Raw genomic sequence first — 17,459 nt, 5'->3', positions numbered from 1 at the left:
TTTATATTTTCATTAAAAAAACACATATTGGAAAATTTAGATATACAATGTCTTTATATATTTTTTTTAATAAAGAAATTAACTTAATAAAAATGGTAAAAAATTTATTTTGCTTTTTTCTTCTTAAAGTGTTATATTTTAAATAACAAAGACAAGTGCCGAGCAAGGTTTGCCCTTGCCCGGTTTGTTTTTTGAAAAAAATCATAGGAAAAAATTAAGGAATTTTTTTATGAAAATTGAAACAATGCTAAAAAATGATAGGAAGTTCACTAAGGCAGAACTCCAAGCAATGACTATTGATAATTTCGTTGAATACGACAAAGCTATAAAGAAGATAGATAGCGAAGATATGCTATCTATTAAAGAAATTTCTGATTCTTTAATAAAAGAGCGTGAGGATAGTGTTTGGGGTAGATATGTCTCTGGATCTATTTCTATGATTAGACGTCCTCATGAGGATAATATTAATATGCAAAATCTACTAGTATCCTTCTATGAGATACATAACTGGACAGTAGTAGAATTCTTATGTAATAAAATTCTTGAATTAAATGAAAATAGATTTGCACTTCGTGCACTTGCCGATTGCTATGAGGAAACAGGTCGTGATGAACAAAAGTGGCCAGTATATGTACGCTTAGTAAAGATTGACTTTGAGGAAAGAAAGCTTACAAAGAAGCTTGCTGATCACTATATGGAAATTGGTGATACTCAAAATGCAGTACTTTATTATCGTCGTGCACTCATGAGATTTATAGCTGCTAAGGATTTAGAAAATATTAGAGCTATTTGGAGTACTCTTTTAACTAATAGCGATGATTTTGGATATTATTTAGGAGTAGCTGAGAAGGCTTCTACTCAGATTTCTCATGCTTTTGCAACTGAGATTTTAAATGATTTATTAAAAACTGTAGTAAATGATATAGATAAGAGTATTGCAGTATTAAAGAAGGAAATTGAGCTTGATAAGGATAATATTGATGCTCAGAATGCATTAATTATTGCTTTCCAAAAGAAATATGCTTCATCTACAAGATTAAAGCAGTGTATCAAGAGATCTGGTCTTAAGGCTGGTTGTGCAGATTTTAGTAAAGCAATTGATTCTTTTGAAATTGATATTGCATTTGATAATGGCTCATTTGTTTATCAGCAATCTCTTGATAGACTTGGTGTTATTAAGTCCATCACAGAAAAAGAGGTTGTTATTAACTTTGGTAAGAGTGAAATTAAGATGAGTGCTGATATGGCATTTAGAGCGTTAACACCTCTTGCAAAATCTAATATTAGAGTTTTAAGAGCTGTTGTTCCTCAGAAGCTAGCTGCTAAGGTTAAGACAGATACAAGATGGACTTTAATGACTATTATGGAAAGCCATAATAACAAGTGCTCATTAAAGGAAATGAAGAATGATTTATGTCCTAAGGTTTTAGCAGAAAAGGATTGGAATGAATTCAAGAAGTCTGCTAAAAAGGTATTAATGGAGGATCCATATTTCTCAGTTGTTATTGGAGAAAATGAGACCTATACCCTACGCTCCACCCCTATTACACCAGAAGAAAAGAAGTTATTACTCTTCAAGGGTGAACCAGATTTCTATGGTAAGGTAAAGCACCTAAAGGACTTTGTTTCTGAAAACTATGATACAGAATCTGATAGCTTTGCTGAAATGATTCGTTTCTTTAATTTTACTTTAAAGAGCAGAAGAAATGGAATTACAGATGAGGTTATATCTTCATATCTTCTTTTAACTAATTTAAGAAGCCATGATCATATCTCAACTGCTACAATTGATGATCCTGTTGAGTTTGCAGCTTTATATAAAGCAATTGATGATAAGGTTGCACTCTTTAATAAGATTAATAATGCTGAATTAAAGAAAGCATTCTTGGAAAATGTAATTGATACAGATAAGCAGTGGGCAGATGTTCTTAGAAGATGCTTCCCATACTATACTTATTCATTTATCCCAGAGCGCTTAAGATCTCTTGGCCAGACTAAGGTTTACATTGAAATCCTCCGTGATTGTGTAGAAAACTATAAGGAGCTTGCAGATGTACTTCTTTGGAATTTAAAGAATGCTACTGAAAAGGACTGGGAAAAGGCTGGAATTACAAAGGAAAATCTTATTATTACCCTACTCTTACTCCTCGACTACACAGCAAGCTGTGTTGATCTTAAAAAGGATGTAACAGAGAATAAGAAGCGTAATTTACTTGTAGAGCAAATTCTCTTTGCTGAGAAGAAGATCTATGATGCTATTGAGATGGGAACTCAGGAGCTTGCTGCTAAGATCTACTCAATTATCGCTAATGATAAGAATATTGATCCAGGTAAAAAGGTCAGCATTAAATATGTTATTAGTGAAAAGTATCCAGATTTCAGATTCTTTGATGATGAGGCACCAATTCAGAGCAATAACTTAATTCCTACAGGCTTCTTATGTACTAAAAAGTGCTTAGAGGAGAAGCTTAAGGAAAAGGATCATATTGAGCACGTTGAATTACTTGAGGTTGCTGATGAAATTGCTGATGCTAGAGCATTAGGTGACTTAAGAGAAAATGCTGAGTACCAATATGGTAAGGATAAGCAGAAGAACCTTAATGCAAAGCTTAGAACTCTTACTGAGGAAATTGAAAAGGCTCAAGTAATTACTCCTGATAAGGTTGATCCATCTAGAATTAGCTTTGGTACTAAGGTTACTATGATGGATAATCTTAAGAAGGAAAAGATTGTATATACAATCCTTGGTCAGTGGGAGAGTGATCCTGATAAGTATATTCTTAACTTCAAAACTCCTCTTGGAATGAGCTTATTAAATAAGGTAGTTGGTGATGAGCTTAAGTTTGAAATCAATGGTACCAACTATGATTATACTATCCTTGAGATAGAGGTTGCAGATTTCTAATTAACTTTAGATGGAGCTGATTTTTCAGCTCCATTTTTTAATAAGCTTAAAAATGGAATTTTAAAAATAATATAAAATATAAGAGTTATACATACTAATAAAATGCCAAGAGAAACAGTAATGCAAAAGGCTTTTAGATTTGAGCCATTAACATGGTATGTTAATTTTAAATTAAAAATAATGCCTGCTGCTAATATTAATGGAATATTGGCAGCTACTATTCTCACTATTTCTTTAAAGAATTTTGGATAGTTAAATAGCTTTATTTTTGGTAAATAAATTAGTACTGCTATAGTTGATGAAATTAAAAGTGCAAGTGAAATACTTTCAGCTCCAATATTAAGCTTAACAAAGATAAACATTAAAGATACATCTAAAATTGCTTGAACAAGAGAAACTATTACTGGATAGCTATAATCATTTTTACTGTAGCAATACCTACTAAGCATTGAAGAAAAGGCTAAAGGAATCATAGAAAATAAATACCATTTTAAAACTTTAGCTGTTAATACAGTATCTAAATATGTAAACCTACCCTTTTGCAATACAGCAGATATACATTGCTCAGATAGAGTTAATAGTATTATTGCGCTTGGCAGTAAAAATGAAACTAGATATGTTAATGAATTATTTAAGTATTTAGCCTTTATTTCATCATCCTTTTCTCCTGCAATAAGAGGAAAGAATACTGTTGAAATAGATGCAAAAAAGATTCCATATGGAGTTTGATAGAAAATAATAGAATTAGATATTGCACTTACAGCTCCACTTTCAAGCATTGATGCAATATAAAATGATAAGTATTGATCTAGTATCAAAATAAAGGAGTATAGTGTTGCAGGTATAAATGCTTTTAACGTTAGGATAAACCATTTACTCTTTAGAGGATTACTTAGCTTTAGTTTAATTTTCCTTTTTCTAACTACAATAGCTTGAGATACCATTTGAATGATAGAGCCAGCTGTACACCCTAGAGCCATTGAGTAATATGATAATTTATTAGTAAATAAGTAAATTGATAATATAACTGTTAAAGTGAAGAATATAGGTCCAATTCCAGTGATTAAGAATGCTTTTCTTGTTTGTAATACAGTTGATAAAAGAGTTGATAGCGAAATAAAGAATAGAAAAGTTAAAAAAAATGGAAGTAGATTAGCTGCTATTACTATTTGATTTTCATCATTAAAGCCACTTAGCAATGTAATAAAGGGTTTACTAAAAATAAAGGATAGAACTATTAGTGGGATAAATATTATTAGTTGGAATGTAAATAAAGCTCCTAAAAAGGATGATGTATTTTCATCGTCATCCTTTAGCTTTGAAAAAATAGGAAGATACGCTTGTGATAATGCACCCTCTGCAAAAAGCTTTCTTAAATTGTTTGGGATGTTATATGAGAAATTTATAGCATCTGCTATTAAGCCAGCTCCAAAAAAGGATGAAATAGCCCTAGCCTTCAATATCCCTAATAAACGGGATATGAAGGTAGTAATCATCATTATAAAGGTATTTCTTTCTTTACTTTGTGCCATAGAAACGAGCCATATACTCTTTCTTAAATTCAGCAAAGCGTCCTTCTCTAATGCTTTGCTTAATTCTTTCTAAGAAATTATAAAGATATGTTAGGTTATGCTCAGTTGCAAGCATTCCACCATACATCTCATTACATTTAATTAGATGGTGTAGATAAGCTCTAGAGTATTTTTGACAGCAGGTACAGGTACATCCCTCCTGTAATGGTCTTTCATCGAATTTGTGTACTGCCTTTTTCATAGTAATAACACCATCATCTGTGAATATACCACCATTTCTTGCCATTCTTGTTGCAAGTACACAGTCAAATAAATCTATACCATTCTCAACACATGATAGGATGTAATCAGGAGAGCCAATTCCCATTACATATCTTGGCTTTTCCTCTGTAATATATTGTGCTGTGTAGGAGAGAAAATCATTAAACTGCTCCTTACTTTCGCCAACAGAGAGTCCACCAATTGCTATACCAGGGAAATCCATTTCAGATAATGTCAATGCAGATTCCTTTCTAAGATCCTGATAAAAGTTTCCTTGTACGATACCAAATAGGTTTCCTCTAAAGCTTTCACCTAACCTATTTCTTTCTTCAATTGATCTTTCTGCCCAAGCTTTAGTTACTCTCCAAGCTTCCTTTGCATTTCTATACTCTATTCCTGGAGGAGTACAAACATCTAATACCATAGCGATATCAGATCCTATGATACCTTGTATATCTACTACCTTCTCTGGTGTAAAGACATGCTTTGAGCCATCTATATGAGATTGGAAGGTAACACCACTATCCTTAATCTTTCTTAAGCCAGAAAGAGAAAATACCTGGAAGCCACCACTATCTGTTAAGATATTGTGGTTCCAATTAGAAAATTTGTGTAAGCCACCAAATTTCTCTAAAACCTCTGTTCCTGGTCTTAAATAAAGATGATATGTATTTCCTAAAATAATCTTATATCCAATTTCATCGACCTTATCATGGTAAATTCCTTTTACAGTACCATTTGTACCAACTGGCATAAAGGCTGGTGTTTCAACTCTTCCATGTGGAAGATCGATATATCCAAGTCGCGCTTTAGTTTGTGTATCCTGTAATACCTTAGTATATATATTTTTAGCCACTTAATCCTCCAAGTGCTCTAACTACCATTGATAGTATAGTTACTATAAAAATTGGTAATATTACAGATAAATAAGGCTCCGTAACACCCTGCGAGGATGATATAGTAAAGACCATCAACGCAACATAATATACAACAGCAGTACAGAGACTTTGAATTATACTGAATAAGAACACATTCTTCTTAAATCTATAGTTCATTGAAACAGAGATAACCATAAGTATCAAGATGGAAAATGGAGAAAATATTCTTTGGTAAAAGTCTGTTGCTGCTTGATAGTAGGTATCTCTATCTAGAGTTTTAATTCTTTTTAAATAATTAATAGCAGCTTCTCTTTCCATAGTTGTTACATCATTGCTTGCATTTTTGAATAATCGAGGCTCCAATGTAAAGTCTGAGACAATATATTCATTTTCAAATGAAGTATTTAGCTTATCACCTTCTCTTATATATATTCTTGAATTATAAAAAACCCAGTTGCCTTCGCTTGAATATTTAGCGTAATCAGAGACAACTCTTAGCTTAATAGTATTACTATCCTTATATATAAGTGTTGTATTATAAATTGTATTTGTTTCGCTATTAAAGCGAGATGCATGTATAACATAATTTGAATCAATATCAGATAGTGTAATATTTCTACTATCTGTAGTTCCAGAGAGTCCAAAGAGCTCATCTGATAATTTACTATGCTCCTTTTTAGCATCAATCATAATAGTCTCTGAGAAGCTGAAAAATAAAACAGTAACTATTGCACCTAGAATAACTATTCTAATTGCAATTCTATAGTAGCTGAAGCCTGTATTATAAAGCATTATTAGCTCATTATTAGCCTGTAGCTGTGATAAGAAAAATGTAGTTGCAAATAAAAATGATACAGATGCAACCATCATCAAATACTCAGGAAGTCCTAAAATAGATAGCTTAATTATTTGGCTCATATTGGTACTTGAGGTTACTATTTTATTCATTGAGCTAAAGAGTTCTACAGCTAATACTAATAGTACACATACTAATAGAGTTATTATTGCTGTTTTTAATATTGAGGAATAGATGTATCTTGTTACTATTTTCATATCAATTCCTCTTTAAAAATAGTAGTAATAAGCCAAATATTAGCATGACTATATCACAAATCCACATTAGATATGCACTTGAGAAGGTGACATCAAAGATTTTAAGCTGAGAGAAAAATAGAATATACCAATATGCTACAGCAACTAATAGTGAAAGCCCAAAGCCAAATAGTCTTCCATATCTAATTTTAATAAAGCTTAATGGGAATGTTACGATAGTTAAGCATAAGCAAGCAAATGATAAAACATATTTCTTATGCCACTCAGCTGTATAATATTGATGATAAAAGCCAATAGGCTCTTTATCGCCATATATTTCAAGCTCAGTAATTTTTGAGCTTATATTATTTTCTATTGCTTTATAATCATCATAGCTTTCAACATCATCAATTAACGCTGCTAAGCTTGAGAGTGTAAGAGCTCTATTTTCATGATAGCGTTCTCTGCTATCAATTAAGTCTAGCTTAGTTCCTTCTATTAATAATGAAAGCTCTTTATTTGATAAATTGGATGGACTTTCTTGAGTTAAGGCTGGGATTTGGTCTGAGAAATTAAGATAAAGTGTTGTATTTTTACTATCTGCTAAGGACCATGAGGCTATATCATCCTCACTTAATATTAAGCTTGTATCCTCTAGATCTAAGCGATAAATATATCTATCTAAATCAATTAACTCTAGCTTACCTGAGGCAGCACTTATTGTTTGCTCTGGGTTAGCTTTATTATTAAATAATAAAATATCCTCTATTATATTACCATCTACATCCTTATTAACTAAGACAATATCTCCTACAGTATTTGTAGAATTAGAGTTTAATTCAAAGGTAGGTAGCTCCTGCATGATTTCATTTAAAAGACTCTTATAAACCTTTTGGCTTTGTGGCATAAGGTAATCAGAAATAAAGAAGGTAATAACTGTGAGTATTAGTGATAAGACAACTAAAACCTTATAAACCTTTTTCATTGGAATACCTAGGCTTCTTAGAGCTAGTAATTCATTATTAGCTCCTAAATCTCCTAATACCATGCTGGAAGAGGATAGTGTTGCAAATGGAATTACATATTGTAGAAATTGAGGGATTGCACACATTACAAGCTGAAGCATAGTGAAAATATCTACGTTCTTCAGCATTACCTTTTTAACTAATAGTAATATTTGGTTTACAAAAAAAATAAAGAAGAAAAAGATGAATGAAACTATAAAGCTTAAGAGAAATTCTCTAAATATATGATAGTTTAAAATTGAATATCTTTCTCTTCTTAATAACATCTATACCCCAGTAGAGCCAAAACCATTAGCTCCACGTTCTGTTTCATCTAAGCTTGAAACTATATTATAGTCTGCTGTATAGGTTTTTGAAAAGACGAACTGAGCTATCCTATCATGATGTTTTACAACAAATGGCTTATCTGAATGATTAATTAAAATAACTCCAACCTCTCCTCTGTAATCAGAGTCGATAGTACCTGGTGTATTTAAGACTGTTACACAGCTTTTTAGAGCAAGTCCAGATCGAGGTCTTACCTGTACTTCATAGCCCTCAGGAATTGCCATCATAATACCTGTTGGTATTAATGCACTTTTATGAGGCTCAATTATTATTTCTTTCTCAGGAAGATATGCATAGCAATCAGCACCTGCACTACCCTTACTTTGATAAGAGGGAGCCTTAGCTCCCTCCTTAAGAACAATGCTTATTTCTTGCATTCCTCAGTTTCCTCTTTAGGAAGTGCATCAACATAAGAAAGATTTAAACGGTCCATTCTATCGATTTCAATGAGCTTTACATCGACCTCTTGACCAACCTGGAGTACATCAGAAACCTGCTTAACTCTTGTCTTAGCAAGCTTTGAAATGTGGCAAAGACCCTCTTTACCAGGAAGAATTTCAATGAATGCACCAAAGTCAACAATTCTCTTTACAGTTCCATGATAGATCTTACCAACCTCTGGCTTTTCAATGATTGAAAGGATTAAGCGCTTTGCTTCCTGAGCAGAAGCATTGTTCTTTCCATAAATCATTACAGTTCCATCATCCTCAATGTTGATCTCTGCACCAGCCTTCTGAGCAATAGACTTAATTGTCTTACCACCAGTTCCGATAACAGCACCGATCATTTCCTCTGGAACTTTAATTGAGAGAATCTTTGGAGCGTACTCACTGATTTCTTCTCTAGGGCCTGAAAGAGTATTTGTCATAATACCGAGGATGTGCATTCTACCCTCTTTAGCCTGGTTAAGAGCCTTGCTCATGATTTCAGGTGTTACACCTGCAATCTTAATATCCATCTGGAATGCTGTGATACCCTTACTTGTACCAGCTACCTTAAAGTCCATATCACCGAGGTGGTCCTCTTCACCGAGAATATCGGAGAGGATTACATATCTTGAGTAATCAGCACCCTCTGTAATAAGACCCATTGCAATACCAGCAACTGGAGATGAGATAGGAACACCTGCATCCATTAATGAGAGACAACCACCACATACAGAAGCCATTGATGAAGAACCATTAGATTCCATGATCTCAGATACAACTCTAATTGTATATGGGAATGAATCCTTCTTTGGTACTACAGCCTCTAAAGCTCTTTGAGCAAGGTGACCATGTCCAATTTCTCTTCTTCCTGTTGTTAATCTACCACATTCACCTACAGAGTATGGAGGGAAGTTATAGTGTAGCATGAAGTTAGAGAAGCTCTTATCACCATCGATAGTATCAAACATCTGCTCATCCTGTGCTGTACCAAGAGTTGTAACAGCTAAAGACTGAGTTTCACCACGTGTGAAAAGTGCACTACCATGTGTGCAAGGAAGAACACCAACCTCACATGTAATTGGTCTGATTTCAGTTACCTTTCTTCCATCTGTTCTAACACCATCGTTTAAGATAGATGCTCTTAAAATGTTATACTCAAGCTCATCAAACATTGCTGCAAGCTGACCTTCTCTCTTTTCATCCTCAGCAATTAAATCAGCAAATTGAGCTCTAACCTTGTTGTGAGCTTCCTCAAGAGCTGCATAACGATTCATCTTACCCTTAACAAAGGATGCTTCCTTTTCAAGTGGATAAGCAAATTCCTTAACACTCTCAAGCCATGAAAGATCCTGTGTAACATCCATTAATGGAAGCTTTTCCTTTCCACAGAGCTCTCTCATCTTCATCTGTGCTTCACAGATTTCTGTGATAACAGGCTGAGCAGCAGCAATAGCATCGAGCATATTCTGCTCACTAACTTCTTTTGCACCACCTTCAACCATGGTAATACCATCGTGTGTACCAGCTACTACGATGTCAAGCTTAGCCTGAGGGAGCTGCTGGAAGGTAGGATTAATTACATATTCATCACCAATTAAAGCAACTCTTACAGCTGCAATTGGACCATAGAATGGGATATCTGAAATTGTTACTGCACATGATGCTGCATTAATAGCAACAATATCAGGTGTGTTAATCATGTCGCATGATACGACTGTTGGAACAATTTGAATTTCACGACCAAAGGCTTTATCAAAAAGTGGTCTCATAGGGCGGTCGATAAGGCGTGATACTAAAATTTCCTTATCCTTTGGTTTTCCTTCTCTCTTTAAGAAGCCGCCTGGAATTTTACCTGCTGCATAATACTTTTCATTGTACTCGACACTAACAGGTACATAGTCGATTGGTTCTGATGGCTGTTCGCCACAACATACTGTAGCAATTACTGCGCTACCTTTATAATATGCATATACTGCACCGTTCGCTTGTTTAGCGATTTTACCTGTCTCAAAGACAAGTTCACCGTCTCCGATTTTAACGGAAACAGAAGTTACATTACTCATAAAAATTCCCTTATTCTGTTCTTTTTTTGTTCTTTATATTACAGATAAAGCCTAGCCTATTAGGCTAAGCTTTACTATATATGTCTTACTTTCTGAGACCGAGCTGAGCAATAAGATCTCTGTACTCGTTGATGTTTCTATTTTTGATGTACTTGAGAAGTCTTCTTCTCTGACCAACGAGCTTTAAAAGACCGCGCTTACCAGCATAATCTTTTGGATTAGCCTTGAAGTGGTTCTGTAAGTCATTGATTCTTGCTGTGAGAAGAGCAACCTGTACTGCTGAATCACCAGTGTTGGCTGTGTTACCGCCAAACTTAGAAACGATTTCTGATTTCTGTTCTTTTGATACCATTTTTATAACTCCTTAGTTATTATACTTAAATAATCAGCTTCACCATCAATTAATGGAGGTTCGATTAATAAGCTATCCTCCTTAATTTGAATTTTACAATCGATATTATTACCACTCTTTGTAGTTAGTATCGCCTTGTATACTCCAATTGGAGGAAGTAGCTGAGTAATCTTACTAGCTGCAATAGCTTTTTCACCCTTCTCTAGAATATTATCTAAATCAATAGTGTAAAACCTACCAGAAAGCTTTTTGATTAAATCAAAATCTCCCTTCTGAATTAATTCTCTTATCAATGTTGAGGAAATTCGAACTTGGTCATTCATGACATTTGCACGAATGAAGACATCCACAGTATGCCCTATGGATGCAAACTCCTTATCCAATTCTTTAGCCGTTACTTGGGATGTTGGAGTACCGCATTTGAAGTCCTCACCGACTATGACTGCTTTTACACGGCACATAGTGCATAGTAAGCGAATGAACTCATTACCACTTATCTTACTTATTTCTTCACAAAAGTCAATAACTGTAAAGAAATCTGTATTAAAAGATGATATATATTTTTTTCTTAATCTTAATGTGTCTATAAATTTTTGACCCTTTATCTTAGGATTTAAATTAAATGTGATTACCATTGTCTTCACATCTTTATGTTCCACTTTATAGGAATTAAGAAAACTAAGAATATCCTCATGACCTTTATGTACACCATCAAAAACACCAATGGTAATAGCCATAGGAACATTCTGTAATTCTTTTGATTTTATTAAAGAAAAGAAATCATGCGTTATCACGATTGCAAAGTGCGATTATCGAATATCGCCCATCCTCCTTTAATGCTATACCAAAGAGCTTATCATCTAAAATTATGCGATAATAGGTATTATTATTTGATGATTTACTAATTATACCCTTCTTATCAAGAAAACCGTTAATTGCCTTCTTTTTATATTCAGGATCAAGAATTAATTCTTCTGGACATACTCTCTTAATTAATTCATGAGTATTCTCAAGAGAATTATCTAAGCCTGTAATATCAGCTCTAGTAAAGGGACCAACCTGATATCTATCGAGGCTTTTTAGATATCCACAGGATGCTGCACTATGGCATATATCTCTTGCTAAGGATCTAATGTAGGTTCCCTTACTTACATGTGTATCAATAACTGCTTCATCTGAAGTAAAGCTAAGTAGCTCCAAGCTATAGATAGTCACATCTCTTTCAGGGATAACTACCTCTTCACCCTTTCTTATTCTTTCATAAGCTCTTTTTCCATCGATATGTATTGCTGAATACTCTGGTGGTCTTTGCTTTATTGGACCAGTAAAGCTACTTAAAGCCTCTTTGAAAGCTGAAGCTGAAGGAAGAGATGAGCTACTGATTATTTCACCCTCTGGATCTAATGTATCTGTTTGCTCTCCAAGCTTAATGGTTGCTTTATATTTTTTATCCATCCCTGAAAATAAGGGATTAAGCTTTGTAGCCTCTCCTGTTAAGACAACCATTATTCCTGTAGCAAATTTATCTAAGGTACCAGTGTGACCAACCTTACTACCTCTATGTAATCTTTTAACTTCGTTTAGAGATCTAAAGCTGGTCTCACCTGGCTTCTTATCAAGGATGAGTACGCTAAAGTCACTCATTTACGCCCCATCGCTTCATCGATGATATTATTTAACCTTTCACCTTCAATAAAGCTATTATCTGCTTTAAATAGAAGCTTAGGTGTATTTCTAGTCTTTAAGACCTTAGCAATGTGAGTCTGAATAAAGCCTGAAGCACTATTAAGTGCTCTGACAGTTTTATCTAAGCCTCTTTCATCTGCACATGAAACATATACTGTTGCATTTGCATTATCACTTGATAGGTCCACTTCAGTAATTGAAGTGAACCTTGAAAGGTTAGGATTTTTAATCATTCCATTAACTATCATAGTTGAAATAGTTTCAAGAATTCTATTTTCTAGTCTTTTTCCTGAATATTCACTCATACCATTGTATCTTCAAGTTTCCTTGCGATCTCCTGCTTCTGAACGAATTCAAGTGTATCTCCAATCTGGATATCCTGGAAATTCTCAAGACCAATACCACATTCATATCCGGCAGTAACTTCCTTAGCATCATCCTTAAATCTCTTGAGAGATGAGATGTGGATGTTTTCCTTGTTAATCTGGATAGAGTCACGAATAACACGTACGAATGCATTTCTTGTGACCTTACCCTCTGTGATGTAACAACCAGCAATTATGCCGACCTTAGGAACACGGAATGTATCTCTAACCTCTGCCTTACCAATATCAATTTCCTTGATTTCAGGTGAGAGGAGACCTTCCATAGCTGCCTTGATATCGTCAACAACATCATAGATGATATTGTATTTCTTAATCTCAACCTTCTCCTGCTCAGCAAGTGCCTGTGCTCTTGGTGTTGGTCTAACATTGAAGCCGATAACAAGTGCATTAGATGCAGCAGCAAGTGTGATATCACTTTCGATGATAGCACCAGCAGAGGCTCTAATAACGTTAAGTCTGATTTCAGGAGTACTAAGCTTAGTAAGAGTTCCCTGTAATGCTTCAACAGAGCCCTGTACATCACCCTTAATGATAACATTAAAGTCTTGTACCTCACCTTCCTTAATCTTGTCATAGAGGTTCTCAAGAGTAACCTTATTAGCGTTACTAGATGCACCAAGCTTTTCAAGCTCCTGACGTTTAGCACCAACCATTCTAGCTTGCTTTTCATCTTCAGTAACTTGGAATGGATCACCTGCAGAAGGAATATTTGATAGACCGATAATTTCTACAGGAGTTGATGGACCTGCTTCCTTAATCTTCTTACCCTTGTCATCAAACATTGCTCTTACTCTACCTGGATAAATACCAGCAACGTAGTAGTCACCCTGATGTAGTGTACCTTTTTGTACGATAACAGTTGCAACAGTACCTCTACCCTGGTCAATTCTAGATTCAAGAACCTTACCCTCTGCTCTACACTTAGGGTTAGCCTTAAGCTCTAGCATTTCTGCCTGGAGAAGAATAGTGTCTAATAAATCATCGATACCTTCCTTCTTTAATGCACTTATCTTACAGTAGAGAGTCTGACCGCCCCACTCCTCAGGCATTAAGCCGATATCAGAGAGCTGCTGCATTACTCTATCTGGATTAGCTTCAGGAAGATCACATTTATTGATTGCAACAATTATTGGTACCTTTGCAGCTAGCGCATGGTCTATAGCTTCTCTTGTTTGAGGCATTACACCATCATTTGCTGCTACAACTAGTACTACGATATCTGTTACCTGTGCACCACGTGCTCTCATCATTGAGAATGCTGCGTGACCCGGAGTATCTAAGAATACTACATCGCCTCTACCAGGAACATTTACCTTGTATGCACCAATGTGCTGAGTAATACCACCAAATTCACTACCTGCAACATTTGCACTTCTAATAGCATCAAGAAGCTTTGTCTTACCATGGTCTACGTGACCCATGATTGTAACAATAGGAGCTCTAGGTACTAAGTCCTCTTCACTCTCAGCTTCATTTTCAATAATTGTTTCATCATAAAGAGATACTAGGTGAACAGAGCATCCATACTCCTCACAGATAATCTCAGCTGTTTCATGATCGATCTGTTGGTTAATTGTAACCATCATACCCATCTTGAAGAGCTTAGAGATGATATCACTAGCCTTGATATTCATCTTCTTAGCGAGCTCACTGACTGTAATATTCTCCATGATATCAATTGACTTAGGAACAGCAGAAAGCTTACTCTCTTCCTTTTTCTTCTGTAGATACTGGAAGTCAATCTCTTGATCTCTTCTTGACTTATAATCGATACTTTCCTTCTTCTTAGTACCAGTCTTTCTAGCACCAGATTTCTGGTTAAGATCGAGAGCCTCAGTTGGACCTCCAACCTGTGGTCTCATATTAGAGCGATTAGAGAAGTTAGAACGGTTATTGAAACCACCCTTTTGATCATTATTTCTATTATTAAAGGAGTTTTTATTGTTAAAGCCCTGGTTCTGGCCATCCTTTTGATCACGATTAAATGATCTGTTATTTTGGCCCTGGAATCTATTGTTATTTGAAAATCTCTGACCAGGAGTTCTAACTGGACGACCTCCAACAACACCTGCAACACGAGGCTTTGCCTGTTCCTTAGGCTGCTGCTCAACAACCTTCTGACCAGGAACTGGTGGAAGATTGTTTGGCTTAATAACAACAGGTCCAAAGTGAAGAGGAGAACTAAGACGCTCACCCTTAATAATATTTCTGTTTGCAGCAGGAGCCTGGCTTACCTTAGCGGTAGGCTTAACAGCGCTCTTATTCTGGTTAGAGAAATTATCCTTCTTAACCTGCTGTTTAATAGGAGCTTGTGGTGCAACAGCAGCAACAGCTGGAGTTTCAGGAACTTCTTCCTTCTTTTCCTCCTTAATCTTTGCCTTTACAGTCACAATCTTCTTTTTGACAACAACGACTTTCTTTTCCTCTTTGTTAGGAGCTTCCTTTACTTGAGGGGTTTCCTTAACAGGTGCTTGAGGCTTTTTGATTACAATTACTTTCGGTTTATCTTCGCTCATTTTTATCCTTAAATCGTTTATTATTCAAATTCAAACTCTACACCGCAATTTGGACAGTGCGTTGTACCAGCAGGAAGTACTGTTCCACAGTTAGGACATTCAAATTGCTCTTCCTGTTCTTCCTCTACATCGATAACTGATGCGATTTCTGCTTTCTCCTCATCAGTAAGACCAATAGCATTAACCTCTTCAGGAGTAAGATCAAAGAACTCTTCAGCTGTATATACATCATGATATTCAAGCTTCTTAACAAGCTCTCTTGAGATTGAAAGATCTGAGAATAGAGTTTCATCCTCACTAATTCCAAGCTCTTGAGCTGTAAGGTGAGTTTCTTCATTCTTATCTTCCTGCATGAAGGCTTCATCGCCCTGAGCAAATATTGCTTCAGCTTTATCTCTTGCTTCCTGAGAGATCTCCATTTCCTCAAATTGAGCTTGAGTCTTAACTTCAATCATCCAGTCACAAAGCTGGTTAGCAAGCTTAACATTTACACCTGAAAGACCAATAGCAATACCAACCTGGTTATCTTCAACAATTGCAATAGCATGCTTTGTTGCAAGGTCAATTGGAAGAACCTTTGATACAGTTGCTGGTGTTAATGCATTAGAGATAAATACGAGTGGGTTCTCATCATATTGAATAACATCAATTTTTTCACCATCAAGCTCAGTCATGATAGTTTGGATTCTATTACCCTTTAAGCCTACTGTAGCTCCAACTGGGTCTAAATCATGTACATTAGATTTTACAGCAATCTTAGTTCTAATACCTGGCTGACGTACAATTTTTACAATATCAATTTGATGGTCATAAATTTCAGGAACCTGAAGCTCAAGGAACTTTCTTACTAGCTCAGGTGAGGTTCTAGAAAGTATAATTCTAACATCATTTTTATTTCTACCTCTAAAGCCACCTCTACCCTGTGATGGATTTTCTACCTTCTCAAGATAGCATTTAACGCTTTCACCTGTAGTAAAGCTTTCACGTGGAGATTGGTTTCTTACAGGAAGAATACCTTCAACTCCGCCACCTACGTTAAGGTGGTAATCACCAGACTGGTTAACGCTATTTACATAGCACTGAATAACCTCACCTTCCTTATTCTTAAACTCAGAATAGGTGTAATTATTCTGCATATCCTTGAAGGACTGCTGAGCTCTTTGCTTTGCAGATTGTACTGCACCACGATCAAAGGTCTGAGGATCAAGTGGAATCATGAGAGAGTCCCCTATTTCAACATTATCTGCAAGTTCATGTGCTTCATCAATAGGAATTTCAGTTACTTCATTGTAGTAGTTCTCTTCAGCAACAACTATTTTTCTAGCACATACTGTCATTTTGCTTAAATCCTCAGAAAAGCTTATCTCAACATTTTCATCGGTTCCAAACTTTCTCTTATATGCTGCTTTAACAAATTCCTTTATTGTCTCAAGAACCATGTCTTGTGAAATGTGCTTCTCTTCGCTCATCTGTAGGATGGCATCTCTCATATCACTCATTTTGAATCCTCCCAACGATAGGCAAGTTTTGCCTTTTGAATCTCACCATAAGAGAGTACTAATTCCTCTTTGGTCTCATTTGTATCAATTATCAAAGCAGAGGTGAGAGTAACACTCTCATCACTATTTGATGAAATATATCCTTCAACCCAACATGAGTATGTTGTTGAATAAACTCTTACAAGTTTACCAATAAATAAGCTAAACTCATAAAAATCCTTAAGATTTCTTGTTAGTCCTGGACTAGAAACCTCAAGAGACAAATCTCTGTCCTGGAAAATCACGCTATAACGTGGGTAAAGGATGTTGTATACTTCAGCTAAATCGTCTGTGTTCACCTCTCTATTAGGTGAAAAAATAGTAACAATAAGCTGAATACCCTGTGCAGTTTCATTCTTGACACAGTCAACAACCTTTAAATCCATACCAGAGAGTAACTCTGATAGCTCATTAAATAGAGCTGATGATCTAATGTTATTACTTAGCATTGTCCTCTTTCCACAAAAAAAGGAACCAACTTTGGTTCCTTCAATCACTTAATTAATTGAACTAGCTAAAGAATATTTATT

14 protein-coding genes are annotated in these 17,459 nt (G+C 35.3%); 1 reads left to right on the top strand and 13 read right to left on the bottom strand.

All coding sequences use genetic code 11. The features are described 5' to 3' along the window. The first annotated feature begins 229 nt into the window (after nt 1-229). Nucleotides 230-2,905 carry a GreA/GreB family elongation factor gene (locus tag FYJ80_RS04470; RefSeq protein WP_154425002.1) on the top strand — a complete coding sequence of 892 codons (2,676 nt, stop codon included), beginning with the start codon at nt 230-232 and terminating at the stop codon, nt 2,903-2,905. Here the strand turns inward: FYJ80_RS04470 and murJ are convergent. From murJ to FYJ80_RS04405, 13 genes are all read right to left on the bottom strand, one after another. Next, a complete protein-coding gene (gene murJ, locus FYJ80_RS04465; protein WP_154425001.1) occupies nt 2,902-4,437 on the bottom strand; it encodes a murein biosynthesis integral membrane protein MurJ in 1,536 nt (511 codons plus the stop codon). The genes FYJ80_RS04470 and murJ overlap by 4 nt on opposite strands. Next, nucleotides 4,424-5,554: a tRNA guanosine(34) transglycosylase Tgt gene (tgt, locus tag FYJ80_RS04460; RefSeq protein WP_328596747.1), complete on the bottom strand. Its 1,131-nt coding sequence runs from the start codon at nt 5,552-5,554 to the stop codon at nt 4,424-4,426. The genes murJ and tgt overlap by 14 nt, the downstream gene beginning before the upstream one ends. Then, nucleotides 5,547-6,629 carry an LptF/LptG family permease gene (locus tag FYJ80_RS04455; protein ID WP_154425000.1) on the bottom strand — a complete coding sequence of 361 codons (1,083 nt, stop codon included), beginning with the start codon at nt 6,627-6,629 and terminating at the stop codon, nt 5,547-5,549. The genes tgt and FYJ80_RS04455 overlap by 8 nt, the downstream gene beginning before the upstream one ends. 1 nt (nt 6,630) lies before the next feature. Further along, nucleotides 6,631-7,899, bottom strand: a complete 1,269-nt coding sequence (locus FYJ80_RS04450) for an LptF/LptG family permease (protein WP_154424999.1) — start codon at nt 7,897-7,899, stop codon at nt 6,631-6,633. Next, complete coding sequence (dut, locus tag FYJ80_RS04445; protein ID WP_154424998.1) at nt 7,900-8,337, bottom strand: dUTP diphosphatase; 438 nt, start codon at nt 8,335-8,337, stop codon at nt 7,900-7,902. Continuing rightward, entirely contained in the window at nt 8,325-10,451 is a 2,127-nt protein-coding gene (gene pnp, locus FYJ80_RS04440) for a polyribonucleotide nucleotidyltransferase (protein ID WP_154424997.1), read from the bottom strand. Before pnp ends, dut begins: the two co-directional genes overlap by 13 nt. Nucleotides 10,452-10,536: 85 nt before the next feature. Continuing rightward, nucleotides 10,537-10,803, bottom strand: coding sequence for a 30S ribosomal protein S15 (rpsO, locus tag FYJ80_RS04435; protein ID WP_154424996.1), 267 nt, complete (start codon nt 10,801-10,803; stop codon nt 10,537-10,539). Nucleotides 10,804-10,805: 2 nt separating this feature from the next. After that, a complete protein-coding gene (locus FYJ80_RS04430; protein ID WP_154424995.1) occupies nt 10,806-11,540 on the bottom strand; it encodes a nucleotidyl transferase family protein in 735 nt (244 codons plus the stop codon). Between the two features lie 43 nt (nt 11,541-11,583). Then, nucleotides 11,584-12,447: a tRNA pseudouridine(55) synthase TruB gene (gene truB / locus FYJ80_RS04425; protein ID WP_154424994.1), complete on the bottom strand. Its 864-nt coding sequence runs from the start codon at nt 12,445-12,447 to the stop codon at nt 11,584-11,586. Continuing rightward, a complete protein-coding gene (rbfA, locus tag FYJ80_RS04420; RefSeq protein ID WP_154424993.1) occupies nt 12,444-12,794 on the bottom strand; it encodes a 30S ribosome-binding factor RbfA in 351 nt (116 codons plus the stop codon). The genes truB and rbfA overlap by 4 nt, the downstream gene beginning before the upstream one ends. Next, the gene (gene infB, locus FYJ80_RS04415; protein WP_154424992.1) at nt 12,791-15,391 is read right to left on the bottom strand and encodes a translation initiation factor IF-2; all 2,601 of its coding nucleotides are present in this window, start codon (nt 15,389-15,391) and stop codon (nt 12,791-12,793) included. Before infB ends, rbfA begins: the two co-directional genes overlap by 4 nt. A 20-nt stretch (nt 15,392-15,411) precedes the next feature. After that, a complete protein-coding gene (gene nusA, locus FYJ80_RS04410; protein ID WP_154424991.1) occupies nt 15,412-16,890 on the bottom strand; it encodes a transcription termination factor NusA in 1,479 nt (492 codons plus the stop codon). Further along, nucleotides 16,887-17,378 (bottom strand): LSm family protein, encoded by a 492-nt coding sequence (locus FYJ80_RS04405; protein ID WP_154424990.1) that lies wholly within the window; start codon nt 17,376-17,378, stop codon nt 16,887-16,889. The genes nusA and FYJ80_RS04405 overlap by 4 nt, the downstream gene beginning before the upstream one ends. Nucleotides 17,379-17,459 lie beyond the last annotated feature (81 nt).

It is taken from the genome of Bullifex porci (assembly GCF_009695635.1).
In the GTDB taxonomy this organism is placed as follows: domain Bacteria; phylum Spirochaetota; class Spirochaetia; order Sphaerochaetales; family Sphaerochaetaceae; genus Bullifex; species Bullifex porci.
This window is presented reverse-complemented; position numbering and strand designations above follow the sequence as displayed.

Bases quoted from the DNA above. Each gene is read 5' to 3' on its own strand.
- FYJ80_RS04470 (WP_154425002.1), top strand. From the start codon at position 230: ATGAAAATTGAAACAATGCTAAAAAATGATAGGAAGTTCACTAAGGCA.
- murJ (WP_154425001.1), bottom strand. From the start codon at position 4,437: ATGGCACAAAGTAAAGAAAGAAATACCTTTATAATGATGATTACTACC.
- FYJ80_RS04455 (WP_154425000.1), bottom strand. From the start codon at position 6,629: ATGAAAATAGTAACAAGATACATCTATTCCTCAATATTAAAAACAGCA.
- FYJ80_RS04450 (WP_154424999.1), bottom strand. From the start codon at position 7,899: ATGTTATTAAGAAGAGAAAGATATTCAATTTTAAACTATCATATATTT.
- dut (WP_154424998.1), bottom strand. From the start codon at position 8,337: ATGCAAGAAATAAGCATTGTTCTTAAGGAGGGAGCTAAGGCTCCCTCT.
- pnp (WP_154424997.1), bottom strand. From the start codon at position 10,451: ATGAGTAATGTAACTTCTGTTTCCGTTAAAATCGGAGACGGTGAACTT.
- rpsO (WP_154424996.1), bottom strand. From the start codon at position 10,803: ATGGTATCAAAAGAACAGAAATCAGAAATCGTTTCTAAGTTTGGCGGT.
- FYJ80_RS04430 (WP_154424995.1), bottom strand. From the start codon at position 11,540: ATGGCTATTACCATTGGTGTTTTTGATGGTGTACATAAAGGTCATGAG.
- truB (WP_154424994.1), bottom strand. From the start codon at position 12,447: ATGAGTGACTTTAGCGTACTCATCCTTGATAAGAAGCCAGGTGAGACC.
- rbfA (WP_154424993.1), bottom strand. From the start codon at position 12,794: ATGAGTGAATATTCAGGAAAAAGACTAGAAAATAGAATTCTTGAAACT.
- infB (WP_154424992.1), bottom strand. From the start codon at position 15,391: ATGAGCGAAGATAAACCGAAAGTAATTGTAATCAAAAAGCCTCAAGCA.
- nusA (WP_154424991.1), bottom strand. From the start codon at position 16,890: ATGAGTGATATGAGAGATGCCATCCTACAGATGAGCGAAGAGAAGCAC.
- FYJ80_RS04405 (WP_154424990.1), bottom strand. From the start codon at position 17,378: ATGCTAAGTAATAACATTAGATCATCAGCTCTATTTAATGAGCTATCA.